Source organism: Ferribacterium limneticum, assembly GCF_020510625.1.
Lineage (GTDB): Bacteria > Pseudomonadota > Gammaproteobacteria > Burkholderiales > Rhodocyclaceae > Azonexus > Azonexus limneticus_A.
Map to the genome: position 1 here is coordinate 591,023 of NZ_CP075191.1, position 15,709 is coordinate 606,731.

Annotated in this window: 16 protein-coding genes, 1 tRNA gene and 1 other RNA gene; 8 read left to right on the forward strand and 10 right to left on the reverse strand. The window is 60.0% G+C overall.

Annotated features, from left to right (window positions below; translation table 11 throughout):
* The first annotated feature begins 8 nt into the window (after positions 1 to 8).
* Together KI617_RS02770 and KI617_RS02775 are read left to right on the forward strand one after the other, a co-directional pair.
* Positions 9 to 446: a hypothetical protein gene (locus KI617_RS02770; RefSeq protein WP_226450397.1), complete on the forward strand. Its 438-nt coding sequence runs from the start codon at positions 9 to 11 to the stop codon at positions 444 to 446.
* Positions 443 to 1,219: a DUF3025 domain-containing protein gene (locus KI617_RS02775; protein WP_226450399.1), complete on the forward strand. Its 777-nt coding sequence runs from the start codon at positions 443 to 445 to the stop codon at positions 1,217 to 1,219. Before KI617_RS02770 ends, KI617_RS02775 begins: the two co-directional genes overlap by 4 nt.
* On the opposite strand, the gene infA is transcribed toward KI617_RS02775, so the two are convergent.
* From infA to leuA, 3 genes are all read right to left on the reverse strand, one after another.
* A complete protein-coding gene (gene infA, locus KI617_RS02780; RefSeq protein ID WP_011286275.1) occupies positions 1,216 to 1,479 on the reverse strand; it encodes a translation initiation factor IF-1 in 264 nt (87 codons plus the stop codon). The two genes, KI617_RS02775 and infA, sit on opposite strands and share 4 nt — an antisense overlap.
* A gap of 30 nt (positions 1,480 to 1,509) precedes the next feature.
* Positions 1,510 to 2,391 (reverse strand): transglutaminase-like domain-containing protein, encoded by an 882-nt coding sequence (locus KI617_RS02785; RefSeq protein WP_226450401.1) that lies wholly within the window; start codon positions 2,389 to 2,391, stop codon positions 1,510 to 1,512.
* A 281-nt stretch (positions 2,392 to 2,672) separates the two neighbouring features.
* Positions 2,673 to 4,379: a 2-isopropylmalate synthase gene (leuA, locus tag KI617_RS02790; RefSeq protein WP_226450403.1), complete on the reverse strand. Its 1,707-nt coding sequence runs from the start codon at positions 4,377 to 4,379 to the stop codon at positions 2,673 to 2,675.
* 132 nt (positions 4,380 to 4,511) lie between these two features.
* Between leuA and KI617_RS02795 the strand changes: the two genes are divergently transcribed.
* From KI617_RS02795 to rnpB, 4 genes are all read left to right on the forward strand, one after another.
* Positions 4,512 to 4,982 carry an Lrp/AsnC family transcriptional regulator gene (locus tag KI617_RS02795; protein ID WP_226450405.1) on the forward strand — a complete coding sequence of 157 codons (471 nt, stop codon included), beginning with the start codon at positions 4,512 to 4,514 and terminating at the stop codon, positions 4,980 to 4,982.
* A gap of 173 nt (positions 4,983 to 5,155) precedes the next feature.
* Positions 5,156 to 5,818 carry a class I SAM-dependent methyltransferase gene (locus tag KI617_RS02800; protein ID WP_226450407.1) on the forward strand — a complete coding sequence of 221 codons (663 nt, stop codon included), beginning with the start codon at positions 5,156 to 5,158 and terminating at the stop codon, positions 5,816 to 5,818.
* Positions 5,815 to 6,480 carry a thiopurine S-methyltransferase gene (locus KI617_RS02805; RefSeq protein WP_226450409.1) on the forward strand — a complete coding sequence of 222 codons (666 nt, stop codon included), beginning with the start codon at positions 5,815 to 5,817 and terminating at the stop codon, positions 6,478 to 6,480. The genes KI617_RS02800 and KI617_RS02805 overlap by 4 nt, the downstream gene beginning before the upstream one ends.
* Positions 6,481 to 6,513: 33 nt before the next feature.
* Positions 6,514 to 6,896: RNase P RNA component class A (gene rnpB, locus KI617_RS02810), an RNA gene on the forward strand.
* A gap of 7 nt (positions 6,897 to 6,903) precedes the next feature.
* On the opposite strand, the gene KI617_RS02815 is transcribed toward rnpB, so the two are convergent.
* On the reverse strand, positions 6,904 to 8,079 hold the full coding sequence (locus KI617_RS02815) for a vWA domain-containing protein (protein ID WP_226450411.1): 1,176 nt from the start codon (positions 8,077 to 8,079) through the stop codon (positions 6,904 to 6,906).
* Complete coding sequence (locus tag KI617_RS02820) at positions 8,080 to 8,922, reverse strand: AAA family ATPase (RefSeq protein ID WP_226450413.1); 843 nt, start codon at positions 8,920 to 8,922, stop codon at positions 8,080 to 8,082.
* 78 nt (positions 8,923 to 9,000) lie between these two features.
* Between KI617_RS02820 and KI617_RS02825 the strand changes: the two genes are divergently transcribed.
* Both KI617_RS02825 and KI617_RS02830 read left to right on the forward strand, forming a co-directional pair.
* Positions 9,001 to 10,158 (forward strand): methyltransferase, encoded by a 1,158-nt coding sequence (locus KI617_RS02825; RefSeq protein ID WP_226450415.1) that lies wholly within the window; start codon positions 9,001 to 9,003, stop codon positions 10,156 to 10,158.
* Positions 10,155 to 10,334 carry a hypothetical protein gene (locus KI617_RS02830; RefSeq protein ID WP_226450417.1) on the forward strand — a complete coding sequence of 60 codons (180 nt, stop codon included), beginning with the start codon at positions 10,155 to 10,157 and terminating at the stop codon, positions 10,332 to 10,334. Before KI617_RS02825 ends, KI617_RS02830 begins: the two co-directional genes overlap by 4 nt.
* Before the next feature lie 96 nt (positions 10,335 to 10,430).
* On the opposite strand, the gene KI617_RS02835 is transcribed toward KI617_RS02830, so the two are convergent.
* The 5 genes from KI617_RS02835 to rpoD form a co-directional block, all read right to left on the reverse strand.
* Entirely contained in the window at positions 10,431 to 11,579 is a 1,149-nt protein-coding gene (locus KI617_RS02835) for an ABC transporter substrate-binding protein (RefSeq protein WP_226450419.1), read from the reverse strand.
* Positions 11,580 to 11,733: 154 nt separating this feature from the next.
* Positions 11,734 to 12,894 carry an MBL fold metallo-hydrolase gene (locus tag KI617_RS02840; RefSeq protein ID WP_226450421.1) on the reverse strand — a complete coding sequence of 387 codons (1,161 nt, stop codon included), beginning with the start codon at positions 12,892 to 12,894 and terminating at the stop codon, positions 11,734 to 11,736.
* A 276-nt stretch (positions 12,895 to 13,170) separates the two neighbouring features.
* Positions 13,171 to 13,422, reverse strand: coding sequence for a transcriptional regulator (locus tag KI617_RS02845; protein WP_226450423.1), 252 nt, complete (start codon positions 13,420 to 13,422; stop codon positions 13,171 to 13,173).
* Positions 13,423 to 13,610: 188 nt separating this feature from the next.
* Positions 13,611 to 13,687, reverse strand: a tRNA-Ile gene (locus tag KI617_RS02850).
* Positions 13,688 to 13,694: 7 nt separating this feature from the next.
* Positions 13,695 to 15,665, reverse strand: a complete 1,971-nt coding sequence (rpoD, locus tag KI617_RS02855; RefSeq protein ID WP_404826775.1) for an RNA polymerase sigma factor RpoD — start codon at positions 15,663 to 15,665, stop codon at positions 13,695 to 13,697.
* Between the last annotated feature and the right edge of the window lie 44 nt (positions 15,666 to 15,709).

Sequence of the window (15,709 nt, forward strand, 5' to 3'; positions counted from 1 at the left end):
AAACCATCATGCGTCTGCGCCATCTCCTTCTGCCGCTGCTGGCTGTTCCGCTGCTCACTGCCTGCGTGAACGATGGCGCAACGTATGAAATCGACAATACCCGCGAGCATGTGCTGTCGCTGATCCGCGAGCAGCCCTATTTCTGGGACAGCAAGGTCAATCTCTATCTGGTGGTTTCGCGGATGCCGGCCTGCATGCGCCGACATAACCTGGGCGCCGGGACCGACAAGACCAAGGTCGAGGTCTATCAGGTGCCTTCAGGAGCGTTCATCATCAAGGTCGGCAAAAAGATGTTCGCCACTGAAACGCAGACTTGCGAGAGTTTGGCCAAGATGGATGGCGAACCGGCCGAGGGCATGGGCCAGATGATGGGTACTTTCCGCGTCAAGAAAGGGCAACTGGTCTTCGTCAAGGAAGAGAAAGAAGCCGCTCCCGCTGAAGAGTGAGCGCGGCCAGCCTTTACGCGTCGCCACTGTTCGAGCCCTTGCGGCACTGGCTTGAGCGACTACCGCCGCGGCCCGACACCCAAGCCGTGGCTGAACTGGCCACGCAGTTCCCGATCCATGCCGAAAATGGCCAACGGATTAGTTTCGTTCCGCCGCAGCCGGATGGCCTGGTCTATGAGTGCCGGATCTGGGAAAGCGGCGAGGTCGAAACCCGGCCGGACAACTGGCACGACTTCTTCAACGCGCTGGCCTGGCTGAGTTTTCCGAAGACCAAGATCGCCGTCAGTGCCGCCCACATGCGCGCCATGCAGGCGCCGGGCGAAAAGCGCACCAACGCACGGGATGTGCTGACCCACTTCGACGAATGCGGCATCGTCGTGCTATCCAGTCAGCCGGAGTTGCTCGACCTGCTCCGCGGTTTTTGCTGGAAGGAATTGTTCGTTGAGCGCCGGGCCGAGGTGATTCGCAGCATGCGTTTCGTGATCTTCGGCCACGCGACCTACGAACAGCTGCTCAAGCCATTCCGTGGGCTGACCGCAAAGGCGGTGCTGCATGAAGTGAGTGAGGACTGGCTTAGCATGTCGACCGAGGCTCAGCTATCTGCTGTCGACACCTTGCTGGCCGCCGATCTGGCGAGCGGTAAATACACCCGGCCGCGTGATTTCCAACCACTTCCCCTGCTGGGGATTCCCGGCGTGACGCCGGAGAGCGAGAACCCGGACTACTACGACGATACCTGGCAGTTTCGTCCGGGACGGCGCGCCAAAGCTTAGTAGCGGCGGCGCTGCGCTTGCGGATTCGGGGTGCCGCGATTTTCGATGTGGCGGAAGGTGATGCGGCCCTTGGAGAGATCGTAGGGCGAGAGTTCGAGCGTGACCTTGTCGCCGACCAGGATGCGGATGTGGTTCTTCTTCATCTTGCCGGAGGTGTAGGCGATCAGTTCATGGCCGTTTTCTAGCGTGACGCGGAAGCGGGTGTCGGGGAGGACGTCGTTCACGACGCCTTGCATTTCAAGTAGTTCTTCTTTAGCCAAGTGTGTTCTCCAGTAATTGAAAAATAGGGTTTACGCGGCGTCGACCGGTGCTGCATCGGTCGAAATCGCTTCCGGTCGGTGGCGGGGTAGTTCCCACGGCCGGCCGGGTTCGGTAATGGCAGTGACGGAAATCAGCGGCGGCGGCGAGGAAACACCGCCGAAGATGGTGGCATAGGACACATCGGCCGCATCGCGCCCGGTACCCAAGCGGACGAAGCCCATCGGAATGGCGGTGCCGGACGGATCGAACATGTACCAGCGGCCGCCGAGGAAGACCTCGACGTAGGCATGGAAGTCGGTCGGGCCGAGGGCCGGGTCGGCACCGTAGTCGATACCGGTCGTGAAGCGGGCCGGAATGCTCAGCGCGCGGCAGATGGCGATCATCAGGTGCGCGAAGTCACGGCAGACGCCGACGCGGTCGGTCACTGTATCAAGTGCCGAAGTCGTCGAGCTCGTGGTGTTGCTGCGGAAGGCGACGTGCTTGTTGACCCAGTTGCGAATGGCTTCGACGCGTCGATAGCCTTTGGGCAGATGACCGAATTCGCTCATCGACAGCATGGCGAGGCGGTCGGACTGGCAGTAGCGGCTGGGGTAGATGTAGCTCAGTACCGAGAGCGGCAATTGGCCAATCGGTGTTTCCGGAATGAGGTCCGGATTGCCGATGTGGTGGTCGATGTCGACCAAGGCCTGATAGGCAATGTGCAGCGGCCCCGGGGCGGCAGTCAGGCGCAGGAAGCGGGCGTGAGTCGCCGGGGCGGTCTGGATGACCGTCGGCACTTGCTGGCTGACCACCAGGCTTTCGCTGATGATGGACTGGCTGGTAGTCTGTGCAGCGTGGATGTTGAAAACGAAATCGGCGCCCGGATAGTTCAGTTCATATTGCAGATCGATTGCGAACTGGATGCGGACCATGTATTCCCCAAAGTGACGGCATCCGGAAGGCCGGAAAAGCCGGAAGCGCTCAAGCGAGCAATAAAACGGCGCTTTGCGACGGGGAAATGATCAGTACGGCGTGCCGGTGGTTCGCGGAGCGAAGAAGCGGCAGGGACAGCATTTACGCGGGCAGAACGAATTGGCCAAGGCTGTGCGGCACGAGGCTGGCAGAATTCTACGCGCCGAAATACTGGTAGGCAAGGAAAATATTAGAAAATTCAATCCCTTGCCGATGTTTTGGCAAGGGATTGTGCGGTGCGTCAGGCCGCTTGTTGCTGCTCGCCGCGCATCCGGGCGGCACCGAGGCGATTGACCCCGCTGAGCAAGGCCTTGATCGAAGCGGTGACGATGTTGCTGTCGACGCCGACCCCGTAGCATTCGCTCGCGCTCGTGTCGCCACCCTTGCCGGCGATTTCCATGAAGGCGCAGGCCCGGGCATTGCCGTCTTCGCCAATTGGCACCATCGAACGTTCCTCGTAGCTGCGGACCTGAATGGCGATGCCGGCACTCTGGAGGGCATGGACAGCGGCATTGATCGGGCCGTTGCCTTCGCCGGTGAGGATATGCGGCGTGCCATCGATGTCGATGTTCAAGCGGATGCCCTGATTGCTGCCTTGCTCGAAGAGGTGGTGCTCGCGGTAATGGATTGGCGTGCTGGCATCGAGATAGGTCTGGGCAAACATCGTCCAGATGCCGTCGGCGCTCACTTCGCCGCCGTGGGTGTCGGTGTGCTGCTGGACGACGCCGGAGAATTCGACCTGCAAGCGGCGTGGCATGACCACGCCGTGCTCGGTCTCCATCAGGTAGGCGATGCCGCCCTTGCCCGACTGGCTGTTGACGCGGATGACCGAGTCGTAGCTGCGGCCGACGTCGGCCGGGTCGATCGGGAGGTAGGGCACTGACCATGTCTCGTCCGCCTCTTGAGCGGAAAACCCCTTCTTGATGGCATCCTGGTGGGAGCCGGAGAAGGCCGTGAAAACGAGATCCCCGACGTATGGGTGGCGTGGGTGGATCGGGAGCTGGTTGCAGTGTTCGAAAGTGCGGGCGACGGCGTTGATGTCCGAGAAATCGAGGCCCGGATGGACGCCCTGCGTGTACATGTTGAGGGCGACGGTGACGAGATCGACGTTGCCGGTGCGCTCGCCATTGCCGAAGAGGCAGCCCTCGACGCGGTCGGCGCCGGCCATGAGGCCGAGTTCGGCGGCGGCGACGGCGGTGCCGCGGTCGTTGTGCGGGTGAAGGCTGATGAGCACGCTGTCGCGACGGGCAAGGTTGCGGTGCATCCACTCGATCTGGTCGGCGTAGATGTTGGGCGTGGCGATTTCGACCGTGGTCGGGAGATTGAGGATGACCTTGCGCTGCGGCGTGGCGCCCCAGGCGGCGGTCACGGCATCGCAAACTTCCTTGGCGAAATCGAGCTCGGTGGCGGTGAAGAGTTCCGGGCTGTATTCGAGGGTAATCTCGGTCTCCGGCATCGCCTCGGCCTGCGCCTTGATGAGCTTGACGGCATCGACGGCCATCTGCACGACCTCGGCCTTGCTCATGCCGAAAACGTTGTCGCGGAAAGTCTTGCTGGTGGCGTTATAGACGTGGACGATGGCTTTCTTCGCGCCCTTGAGCGATTCGAATGTGCGGCGGATCAGGTGTTCGCGGGCCTGGGTGAGGACTTCGATGGTGACGTCCTCGGGAATGTGGCCGCCCTCGATAAGGTTGCGAACGAAACCAAATTCGGTTTCCGAGGCGGACGGAAAGGCGACTTCGATTTCCTTGAAGCCGATGTCGCAGAGCATCTTGAACATGCGCATCTTCTTCTCGGCATTCATCGGCTCGAAAAGCGACTGGTTGCCATCGCGAAGGTCGGTGCTCATCCAGATTGGCGGCTGGGTGATCGTGCGGTTCGGCCACTGCCGGTCGGCAAGCTGGACCGGCGGAAAGGCGGTGTATTTGGTGGCGGGGTTGGCGATCATGGTGTGCTCCGGAAAACGTTTTGCGATGGCGAAATATTAGGCTAAAGCGGCTGGCAGGTGCTTGCGAAGTTGGCTATGAATTGCTTATAAATTGGCAGATAATTTTGTTTTATTAATTTATCGGGCAATAAAATGGAGCTTGATCGCTACGACCGCGAAATTCTCGCCATTCTGCAGGTCGATGGCCGGATCAGTAACCAGGATCTGGCCGACCGTATTGGCCTGTCGCCTTCACCCTGCCTGCGTCGCGTGCGGGTGCTTGAGGAGTCGGGTCTGATCACCGGTTACCGCGCCATGCTCGACGCCAAGAAGCTCGGCCTGTCGCTGATGGCGCTGATTGGCATTTCGATGGACCAGCACACGCCGGAGCGCTTCGCCAACCTGGAGGCGACGATTTCGGAAATTCCGGAGGTGCTCGAATGCCTGCTGATCACCGGCCAGCAGTCGGATTACCAGCTGAAAGTCGTGGTCAGGGACATGGATGGCTATCAGGATCTGCTGCTCAACAAGATCACCCGGATTCAGGGGGTGACCGGTGTGCATTCCAGTTTCGTGCTGCGCAAGGTGGTCGATAAAACGGCGCTGCCACTGGCCGCCGGCTGAAGGTAACAATAGGTCGAGGGGGCGTCCGGTGTTACCCTCGGCGGACCGGCTTGCCCGGTCTCCCCAGCGAGTGCCTCTTCGGCCCTGCATCGCTCTTCTCGAAAGCGTTGTGCCCGTTCGATCGGAACATTTTCTGACGTACATACACGCTTTCCTCAAAAGAAGAGGTGCCCATGCCTGGTTATCAGGTCCGGTTCCAGACCGTTGCCATCGGCAATTCGGATTATCAAATCCGTTCCTTGCTCGATCGCCAGCAATACCACGACCCCGAAGGTGAGGCGGAAGCCGCCGGCATTTCACCGGCCAGCTGGTCGCTCTTCGGGCAGATCTGGCCATCGGCCCGGGTGCTGGCCAGGACGATGGATAGCTTCGATCTGGTCGGCAAGCGCATCCTCGAGATCGGGGCAGGCCTCTGCCTGGCCAGCCTGGTCGTTCATCGGCGCTCCGGCGACATGACGGCCAGCGATGCTCACCCGATGAGCCGTCTTTTCCTCGAAGAGAATCTGCTCCTCAACCACCTTGGCCCAATGACTTACGCCGATGGCAACTGGGGGCGGGACAATCCCGAGCTTGGGCTGTTCGACCTGATCATCGGCAGTGACGTGCTCTATGAGCGCGATCAGCCGCTGATGCTGGCCACTTTCATCGACCGTCATTCGGCGCTTGGTGGCGAGGTGTTGATCGTCGATCCCAATCGCGGCAACCGCCCGGCTTTTCGGCGGGCGATGGCGGGTTTCGGCTACCTGTATGGCGAATCGAAGGCAGATTGCACCTTTGCCGATGGCGAGGCCTATCGCGGCAGTTTCCTGCATTTTCATCGCGGGATCGCTTCGTGAGCAATCCCGATAATGCGCTTTGGCAGCAATGCTGGCGTGACCGGAATATCGAATTCCATCAGAAGACGGTCAATCAGCTGCTGATTCGCTACTGGCATAGCCTGAACCTGGGGGCGGGTAGCCGGATCTTCGTACCGTTGTGTGGGAAAAGCCTGGATCTGCTGTGGTTGGCCCAGCAGGTATGCGAGGTGATCGGCGTCGAACTGAGTCCGATTGCGGTTCGGGCTTTCTTTCGTGAAAACGGTCTGCTGCCGGCTCGCCGGCAGGTGGGCCGGCTGACCGAATGGTCGAGTGGTCCGATCCGTATCTTTTGCGGCGATATTTTTGCGCTGACGGCGGCTGATCTTGGGCCTATTTCTGCGGTATACGATCGCGCGGCGCTGACGGCCCTGCCGGAAACGGTTCGGGTGACCTATGTGGCGCACCTGCATGCCCTGATCCCCGAAACCTGTCCGATTTTCCTGTTGACCGCAGAGGATCCGGAAGAGGGTGATGCCGATGGTGCTGAACCCAATGTCGCCGAGGAATTGCTGACGCTCTATACCGAACGCTTCACGGTCGAGCTGGTGCATGTTGCCCCCAGTTTTCAAACCGACCCCGAGGCGCCCGAGGCGCCGCCGCTACCGATTGAGCACAAGTTTTATCGCCTGCTGCCGATCTGATTGCTCGTCCGGCACGCGTATAATCCGCGCTGGAAAGTCGGCCAGGCAATCGCTGGGCACGTAAGTGCCGGGAGGAAAGTCCGGGCTCCATTGGGCGGGATGCCAGTTAACGGCTGGGTGCTATACGGTCGCAAGACCCAAGGCAACGGAAAGTGCAACAGAGAATAGACCGCCGATGGCGTTGCAAAACGCACAGGTAAGGGTGAAACGGCGAGGTAAGAGCTCACCGCGTCCACGGTAACGGCGGACGGCACGGTAAACCCCATCCGGAGCAAGACCAAATAGGGAAGCTGAGGCGTGGCCCGCGCTGCTTCCGGGTAGGTTGCTTGAGCCTGTCGGTGACGGCAGGCCTAGAGGAATGATTGCCGAACCTCGCAAGAGGGGAACAAAACCCGGCTTATCGGCCGGCTTTCCACTTCATTTTTATTTTGACAGGTGGCGCATGGCGCGCTCCAGGCCGTCGATGGTCAGCGGGAACATCCTGTCGTTGCCAACCACCTGCTTGATCATGCCGATCGACGGCGTGTAGCCCCAGTGCTCTTCGGGTAGCGGGTTGAGCCAGGCCACGTGGTGCCAGGTATCGACCAGACGCTGCAGCCAGACGGCGCCGGCCTCCTCGTTCCAGTGTTCGACGCTGCCGCCGGGGCGGGCGACCTCGTAGGGGCTCATGCTGGCATCGCCGACGAAGATCAGCTTGTAGTCCGGGCCGTAGGTGTGGATGACATCCCAGGTCGACAGTTTTTCGCCATGCCGCCGGCGGTTGTCCTTCCAGACGCCTTCATAGACACAGTTGTGGAAGTAGAAGTGTTCGAGGTGCTTGAATTCCGAGCGGGCGGCTGAAAAGAGTTCCTCGCAGGCCTGGATGTGATCGTCCATCGAGCCACCAATATCGAGGAAAAGCAGCACCTTGATCGCGTTATGCCGTTCCGGGCGCAGGTGCAGGTCCAGCCAGCCGCCGTTGCGGGCCGTGCCGGCGATGGTGCCATCAAGGTCGAGTTCGGTCGCCGCTCCCTTGCGGGCGAAGCGACGCAGGCGACGCAGCGCGACCTTGATGTTGCGTACACCAAGGTCGAGCGAGTCGTCGAGATTGCGGAATTCGCGCTGGTCCCAGACCTTGATCGCCGTCCGGTTGCCAACCGATTCGCCGCCGATGCGCACGCCTTCCGGGTTATAGCCGCCGTGCCCAAAAGGCGAGGTGCCGGCGGTGCCGATCCACTTGCTGCCGCCGGCGTGGCGTTCCTTCTGTTCGGCCAAGCGCTCCTTCAACTGCTCGAGCACCTTTTCGTAGCCGAGCTTTTGCAGTCGGGCCCGGTCAGCCTCCGAAAGATGCTTGCGCGCCGCCAGTTCCAGCCATTCCTCCGACACCATGGCATCGAAGCCGGGCAGCGCTTCGATGCCCTTGAAGTATTCGCCAAAGGCCCGGTCGAAGCGGTCGTAGAGGGCTTCATCCTTGACCAGCAGGGTGCGTGACAACAGATAGAAATCGTCCAGGCTGCCGCTGACCAGCCGCGCTTCAAGTGCTTCGAGCAGGGCCAGCAACTCGTTGGTCGACACCGGCAACTGGCGCGACTTAAGGTGCAGGAAGAAATCGACCAACATTTACGGCTTGCGGCGGCTCATGAAGGCCAGGCGTTCAAACAGGTGCACATCCTGTTCATTCTTGAGCAGGGCGCCGTGCAGCGGCGGGATGGCATCCCTGGCCTCCTTGGCGCGCAAGGCTTCTGGTGGGATGTCTTCGGCCAGCAGCAGCTTCAGCCAGTCGATCAGTTCGCTGGTCGAGGGCTTTTTCTTCAGGCCGGGCACCTCGCGCAGATCGAAGAAGACTTCCAGCGCTTCCTTCAACAACTCATGCTTGAGCACCGGAAAATGGACGCCGACGATGCGCTGCATGGTCTCCTTGTCCGGAAACTTGATGTAGTGGAAGAAGCAACGGCGCAGGAAAGCATCGGGTAGTTCCTTCTCGTTGTTTGAGGTGATGATGATCAGCGGCCGGTGTTTTGCCTTGATCGTGCGGTGCAACTCGTAGCAGTGGAATTCCATGCGGTCGAGTTCGCGCAGCAGGTCGTTGGGGAACTCGATGTCGGCCTTGTCGATTTCGTCGATCAGCACGACCGACGGTTCGTCACATTCAAAGGCCTGCCACAACACGCCATGCACGATGTAGTGGCCGATGTCCTCAACGCGTGGGTCGCCAAGCTGCGAGTCGCGCAGGCGGGATACGGCGTCGTATTCATAAAGCCCCTGCTGGGCCTTGGTGGTCGATTTGATGTGCCACTGAAAGAGCGGCATGTTCAGCGCCCGCGCCACTTCCTCGGCGAGCAGCGTCTTGCCGGTGCCGGGCTCGCCCTTGATGAGCAGCGGGCGTTGCAGGGCGACGGCGGCATTGACCGCCAGGGTCAGGTCGCGGGTGGCGACGTAGCTATCGGTACCTTCGAATTTCATGGTTTTGTTAGGCTCATGGCTGGGGATGCGAGGGATTGTAAGACTAAAGCGCGCGCCGGAAGTGCCCTACAATGCGGCATGAACATCGCCAAGACCCCCACTATTCGCTGGCAGGAAGCCGGTCAGGAACACCTTGCGTGCTGGCGTTCGGAAGCCGGCATCGCGCCCCATCTCTGCGTTGGAATCGCCGACGACCGAACCTCTGCGGATGATGCCTATCGTTCGCTAGAATCGGGCACAGCCTTGCTCTGGCGCGGCGACTGGGTCAATGCCAGACATCTGATGCAGGCGCTGACCAAGCGGGCAGACCGTCGTTTTGGCGCAGGGCGTGGCAAGGCGCCGAAGACCCCGGCCGAGGTCTTTGCCCGGCATCGCGAGCAACAGGGGCTGCGCGCCGCCTTGCTCAATCGCTTGCTGGTGCCGCTCGATGCCGCGTACTGCATCCCTTTGCGCCGCGCCCAGGACGTGCGAGATGCCTGCATCGAGGCCTATGGGCCGGCAGGGCAGGCGGATTCCGTGGTCTCGTTGCGCGAATTGCTGGCCGTCGTCAGTGCTCACGAATGGCGCAAGAAGGGCATCCCCGTGCCGGCGGTGCAAGGGCGCATCTATCCGCATTACGGCGTTTTTTCTCCGGTGCGCGGCGAGTATGTCGATCTGATCGCGACGGCACCGTTGCCGGCGAATTGCGAACGGGCTTTCGATATCGGCACCGGCTCCGGCATCATCGCTGCCGTGCTGGCACGTCGTGGCGTCAAGCATGTTGTCGCCACCGATCAGGATGCACGGGCGCTGGCCTGTGCCAGTGAAAATGTGGAAAAACTTGGCTTGGCGTCGGCGATTGAAATCATCAAGGCTGACCTGTTTCCCGAAGGTCTGGCGCCGCTCATCGTCTGCAATCCACCGTGGGTGCCGGCACAGCCGACCTCGCCGGTGGAGTATGCGGTCTATGATCCCGATTCACGGATGCTGCGCGGCTTTCTGGGCGGGCTGGTCGCCCATCTGGCCCCGAAGGGCGAGGGCTGGCTGATCATTTCAGATATTGCCGAACACCTCGGCCTGCGCTCGCGGGCTGAATTGCTCGGCTGGATTTCGGCGGCCGGCTTGAAAGTAATCGAGCGTCTCGATACCCGCCCGAAACACCCGAAGGCACAGGATGCAAGTGACCCCCTGCATGCCGCGCGCTCGGCCGAGGTGACGTCGCTATGGCGTCTCGCCAGGATCGATGGAGCAAGTTGAGCATGGTCTCCGTGTGCGTCGGCGCAGCACCCCAAAGCCAACCCGCCGCCTGCGAACCGATCAACGACGATCCGTTGCTCATGACCAATGGCGTGTTGCCAAGCGACGACCCCATCCTTCGTTTTCGTTCGCCGGCCTGCGCCGCGTCGTTCGGCCAGCGTCAGAGCGAACGCTGAACTACCTCACCAATAAAAACGGCCTGCGAGATTTCACAGGCCGTTTTTGTTTTTGGGCGTCGAATCTATCTGGTAGTCGGCGCCTGGGGTGTCTTCCTACTCCTTAAGCAGCACCCACTTGCCATCCCTGACTGTCATCATCACCCGGGCGCGCTGGTCCATGCCGTTGTGGTTTTGTGCCGTCATGTTGAACACGCCTTGTGCACCAACCACTTCCTTCGATTGTTCCAGCGCATCACGCAGGGCGGCACGAAACTCGACCGAGCCCGGTTTGGCCTTTTTCAGGGCTTCGGGAATGGCTTTCTGCAACAGCAAGCCAGCGTCGTAAGTGTTGGCGCCAAAAGTCGACATCGTGCCGGCGCCATATTTGCCCTCGTAAGCCTTGATATAGCCTTGGGCCACCGCCTTGATCGGGTTGTTCGCCACGAGGTCGCCGGCGACCAGCATCGGCCCGCCAGCCATCAGGGTTCCCTCGACGGCCTTGCCGCCGATGCGGATGAAGTCATTGGTCGCAACCCCGTGGGTCTGGTAAATCCGGCCCTTGTAGCCTTTTTCCTGCAGGGTCGTTTGGGGCAGGACGGCCGGGCCGCCGGTAGCCGCGATCAGTACGGCATCCGGCTTGCTGGTCATGACTTTCAGTGCCTGACCGGTGACCGACTGATCGGTTCGATTGAAGCGTTCGCTGGCGATGATCTTCAGTCCCGCTTTTTCGGCCATGGCGCTGAATACCTTGAACCAGTTTTCACCGTACGGGTCGTTGAAGCCGATAAATCCGACCGTCTTGGTCCCGGCCGCCGTCATGTGCTCGAGCAGGGCGCCAGCGATCAGATCGTCGTTCTGGGTGGTCTTGAATACCCAGCGGCGCTTGTCGTCGAGCGGCAGGATGATGGATGACGAGCCGACCGTGGTAACCAGCGGTACGCGGGATTCGGCCACGAAGTCGAGCATGGCCAGCGCCGCCGGCGTGGTTGTCGGGCCGATCAGGGCATCAACCTTGTATTCGGAAATCAGTTTTTTGACGCCGGTCACGGCATTGGTCGGGTCGGAGGCATCGTCGAGCACGATGTATTCGACTTTCTGGCCGCCAATTTCGGTTGGCAGCAGGCCCACGGTGTTCTTCTGCGGAATCCCGACCACGGCGGTCGGCCCGGTCGACGAGGCGATCACGCCGATCCGGATGTCCGCCAGCGCGAACGTGCTTGCCAACAAGAGCAGGGCGAGAGAGGAAATTTTGCGACAGACCACGACATGACTCCCTGAGAATGAGGTTCAGCCGGGAATTATAGGCAGTTGGTGGCGCCAGTAGTGAAGAAGCCGGACGGCTCTGTTTGCTGGCTCGTGAGCACGCCGCCCGGCGGGGCTGAGGTAAGCCAGTGCCGCAGCATGAACTGCGTCAAATTCACAAATCACCCTCAAAATGCTCATTCAGTCTGGATGCCGGGTCGCGTGTCACAAAATCAACGGCACAACTTGTCAGCTTCAAGTCGGCAACGACATCCGGATGCGGGTGTTTGCCATGCGGATCGGGGTATTGATCGCTGGTAATGACATGGCGGCAGCCGATCATTGCCAGTCCGGGGTTGTAGTCAAGCTCGGAGCCATGATGGGGAATGGACAGGGTGGCCACTGAATGGAGGAGATGGCCGTAGTGCGCCTTGAAGGCCTGGAATTTTTTGTGCGATTTCAGGCGGGCGTCGCCCGTACCCAACCAGCCCAGTTTGCAGCATTCGCGGTAACGGTTGATGCAACGGCAGGGTGCGTAGGACAAGGCGTAAAGGGCTGCCCAGTGTGGGGCGCTGGGGCCTGAGTACAGGCACAAGCTTGTGGCATTTTGTCTTCCCGAACCGAGCGATTTGAAGCATCGCTCGAGAGTTGCCCAGTTCTTCTTGATCCACGCCGCATCCCTGAGCGAAGCCTGTAACTCATCCGGTGACAAGTTGAACTGCCCGGAAATTTTATTGGTAATCGCCGTCGCCAGGCTTGCGGAGTGCCTGACGTAGAATTTGAAACGCCATAGCGGCTTGCCTTGGAAAAAAACATCATAGGGGCGTGTATGGCTGGCTGTGCCGCGGCCAAGCGCAATACCATTGCCGTCGGGTGGTGGGGCATCTTGCTCATTTTCATCGTCGGTGGCTGCGATTCGCACGACTTCGACCTCGCGGCCCCCTTCCAGGGCATTGACCCATGTCTGGGGGGCGAGCAGGAGTCCGGAATACTGTTCCCATATTTGCACCCCCTGGCTCGCTAGTTTGGCGAGAGCGACCAGAAGGAAATCTTTTGGTAAATGCGGGATGACCAGTTTTTTTACGGTGCTGCCGGCGATCAGCCTGGGGATGCCGTTCACGTGATCTGCGTGAAAATGCGAAACGACCAGCATTTCAATGTTTTTAGACTCTTCTTCGGCGAGGTAGCATTTGACCTGCTGGAGGATGTCTTTTTCCTCATCGGCACCGCAGTCGAACACATATCGGTATGAATCGTTACCGATGTCGATTTTTGCTGTGTGAAAAAAGCCGTGGCCGACCGGCCATTGGGTTCGCAAATGTTTGAAGGGATACACGATTATTCCTGTGTGCAACGACCGGGTTGAAGGGTTTCTTTGTCTAGGCGCTTGCTGACTGGCATTGGCCGGACGGGTCTAGGCCAGCGTCAGCGATGGTTGGTCGTTAAGCGCTTGGGATTTTACCGAGGGGTGATGCCATATGGCTAGGGATGTGGCGGTTATCCAGGAGGTTTGGGCTGTTTTGCAGCATGCAACGCAAAAGCCACCCCGCAGGATGGCTTTTCATTCTTGGGCCGCGCGATGTGGTGCTCGGCGCCAACCGCAGGTTTTTGCCTAGCTTTTCACGCCCGGCTTACGTCCCGGTGCCGGTTTCGGGAAATACCCGGAGACTCGGCTGAACAAACCTTCGGTCGGCTTGCCATTCTCGAAGACAGTCATGCTGCACAGGGAAATGTCGCCCCGGCCGGAGAGTTCCCTGAGGGAGTCGCGAACTTCCGTTAGCGCGAAACCGGTTCCTGCCGCAATTTCGGAATCGCGAAGCTGGCCGTATTTTTTGAGATAGGTGAGGACTGAATCTGTGTTCATGGCTACATCCTTATGCCGGGCAACTGAAAATAAAGCCAATAAGTATCATTGGTCGTCTATTGCAGCATTGGGCAAGTTACATATGGTCGACAGGGTGGCGAGTGGAGTGCCAGCCCTTACAAAAGTGATACATGGCTGAGGTTGAAAGGGAAAGGACTTAGAGGCGATCCCTAAGTCCTTGGTTCTATTGGTGGGCCTGCACGGACTTGAACCGTGGACCAAAGGATTATGAGTCCTCTGCTCTAACCAACTGAGCTACAGGCCCGGAAAACTTAGCTGTTGTTAGTATCTACGAAACTGCGCAACTTGTCGGAGCGGGTCGGGTGACGCAGTTTGCGCAGGGCTTTGGCTTCTATCTGGCGGATACGTTCGCGGGTGACGTCGAATTGCTTGCCGACTTCTTCCAGCGTGTGATCGGTGTTCATTTCGATGCCGAAACGCATGCGCAGGACCTTGGCTTCCCTCGTCGTCAGCGTGTCGAGGATTTCCTTGGTCACGCCGCGCAGACTGGAGTACATCGCGGCATCGGCCGGGGCCAGGGTGCCGGAGTCTTCGATGAAGTCGCCGAGGTGGGAGTCGTCGTCGTCGCCGATCGGGGTTTCCATGGAGATCGGTTCCTTGGAAATTTTCATGATCTTGCGGATCTTGTCTTCCGGCATGTCCATCTTCTTGGCCAGCGTGGCGGGATCGGGCTCGAGGCCGGTTTCCTGCAGGATCTGGCGGGAGATGCGGTTCATCTTGTTGATCGTTTCGATCATGTGCACCGGGATGCGGATGGTCCGTGCCTGGTCGGCGATGGAGCGGGTAATCGCCTGACGAATCCACCACGTGGCGTAGGTGGAGAATTTGTAGCCGCGGCGGTATTCGAACTTGTCCACCGCCTTCATCAGGCCGATGTTGCCTTCCTGGATCAGGTCGAGGAACTGCAGGCCGCGGTTGGTGTATTTCTTGGCGATCGAGATGACCAGACGCAGGTTGGCTTCGGTCATTTCGCGCTTGGCGCGACGGGCCTTGGCTTCACCGGTGGACATCTGCTTGTTGATGTCCTTGAGGTCCTTGAGCGGAATGCCGATGCGGTCCTGCAGGGCGAGCAGCTTCTTCTGCTCTTCCTTGATGTCCGGTGCATTGCGGGTCAGGATGGCAACGTAGGTCTTGGGGGCGGCAGCCACTTCGGCATCGGCCCAGTCGAGGTTGATTTCATTGCCCGGGAAGGACTGGATGAAGTGCGGGCGCGGCATCTTGACGCGATCGACGCAGATTTGCTGAATCTTGCGCTCGCAACCACGAACCTGTTCGACCATGCCACGCACGCTGTCACACAAGCGCTCAATGGAGCGCGAGGTGAAGCGGATGTTCATCAATTCGTCGGAAACCTGCTGCAGCAGCTTGATGTAAGCCTTGTCGTGCGAGCCCTTGGAAGGCAGCATCTTCTGCATCTTGGCGTGGATGCCCTTGATGTTCTTGAAGCGTTCCAGCGCGTCGGTCTTCAATTGCAGCAGGGAGGCCGAGGCAGCGCCGCCGCCAGCATCCTCGTCGTCGGATTCGTCTTCGTCGTCTTCGTCGTCGGCTTCCGGCATTTCGGCGGCCGGGGCTTCTTCGACGGCGTTCGGATCGATCAGGCCATCGACCAGTTCGTCGATGCGCATTTCATCGGATTCAACCTTGGCGGCCAATTCGAGAATGTCGGAAATCGTCGTCGGGCAGGCGGCAATCGCCTGGATCATGTGCTTGAGGCCTTCCTCGATCCGCTTGGCGATCTCGATTTCGCCTTCGCGGGTGAGGAGTTCGACCGAACCCATTTCACGCATGTACATGCGGACCGGGTCGGTGGTGCGGCCGAATTCGGAGTCGACGGTGGACAGCGCCTGCTCGGCCTGCGCTTCGACTTCCTCGTCGTCGGCTGCCACAGCGGCGGTGTCGGACATCAGCAGGTCTTCGGCCGCCGGGGCTTCGTCGAAAACCTGGATGCTCATTTCGCTGAAGGTCGAGATGATCGCTTCGATACTTTCGGCATCGACGACGTCATCCGGCAGGTGGTCGTTGATCTCGGCGTAAGTCAGGTAGCCGCGCTCCTTGCCCAGTTTGATCAGGGCCTTGAGGCGCAGCTTGCGTGCTTCGGCGTCAAGCGGTTCCGGCGTCTCAGCCATCTGGCCCTGGAGCAGCGCCTTTTCGGCGGCTTTATCCTTGGCCTTGCTGGTGCGAGCCTTCGGTGCTTCCTTAGCGATGTCTTTTGCCTTAGCCATGAACACGATCCATAGAATTCGAGAAAACCGTAGATTTTACCACA

What these genes read in the sequence shown, in the direction of transcription:
- KI617_RS02770 (WP_226450397.1), top strand. Translation starts at nt 9, where the DNA reads ATGCGTCTGCGCCATCTCCTTCTGCCGCTGCTGGCTGTTCCGCTGCTC.
- KI617_RS02785 (WP_226450401.1), bottom strand. Translation starts at nt 2,391, where the DNA reads ATGGTCCGCATCCAGTTCGCAATCGATCTGCAATATGAACTGAACTAT.
- leuA (WP_226450403.1), bottom strand. Translation starts at nt 4,379, where the DNA reads ATGATCGCCAACCCCGCCACCAAATACACCGCCTTTCCGCCGGTCCAG.
- KI617_RS02795 (WP_226450405.1), top strand. Translation starts at nt 4,512, where the DNA reads ATGGAGCTTGATCGCTACGACCGCGAAATTCTCGCCATTCTGCAGGTC.
- KI617_RS02800 (WP_226450407.1), top strand. Translation starts at nt 5,156, where the DNA reads ATGCCTGGTTATCAGGTCCGGTTCCAGACCGTTGCCATCGGCAATTCG.
- KI617_RS02815 (WP_226450411.1), bottom strand. Translation starts at nt 8,079, where the DNA reads ATGTTGGTCGATTTCTTCCTGCACCTTAAGTCGCGCCAGTTGCCGGTG.
- KI617_RS02820 (WP_226450413.1), bottom strand. Translation starts at nt 8,922, where the DNA reads ATGAAATTCGAAGGTACCGATAGCTACGTCGCCACCCGCGACCTGACC.
- KI617_RS02825 (WP_226450415.1), top strand. Translation starts at nt 9,001, where the DNA reads ATGAACATCGCCAAGACCCCCACTATTCGCTGGCAGGAAGCCGGTCAG.
- KI617_RS02845 (WP_226450423.1), bottom strand. Translation starts at nt 13,422, where the DNA reads ATGAACACAGATTCAGTCCTCACCTATCTCAAAAAATACGGCCAGCTT.
- rpoD (WP_404826775.1), bottom strand. Translation starts at nt 15,665, where the DNA reads ATGGCTAAGGCAAAAGACATCGCTAAGGAAGCACCGAAGGCTCGCACC.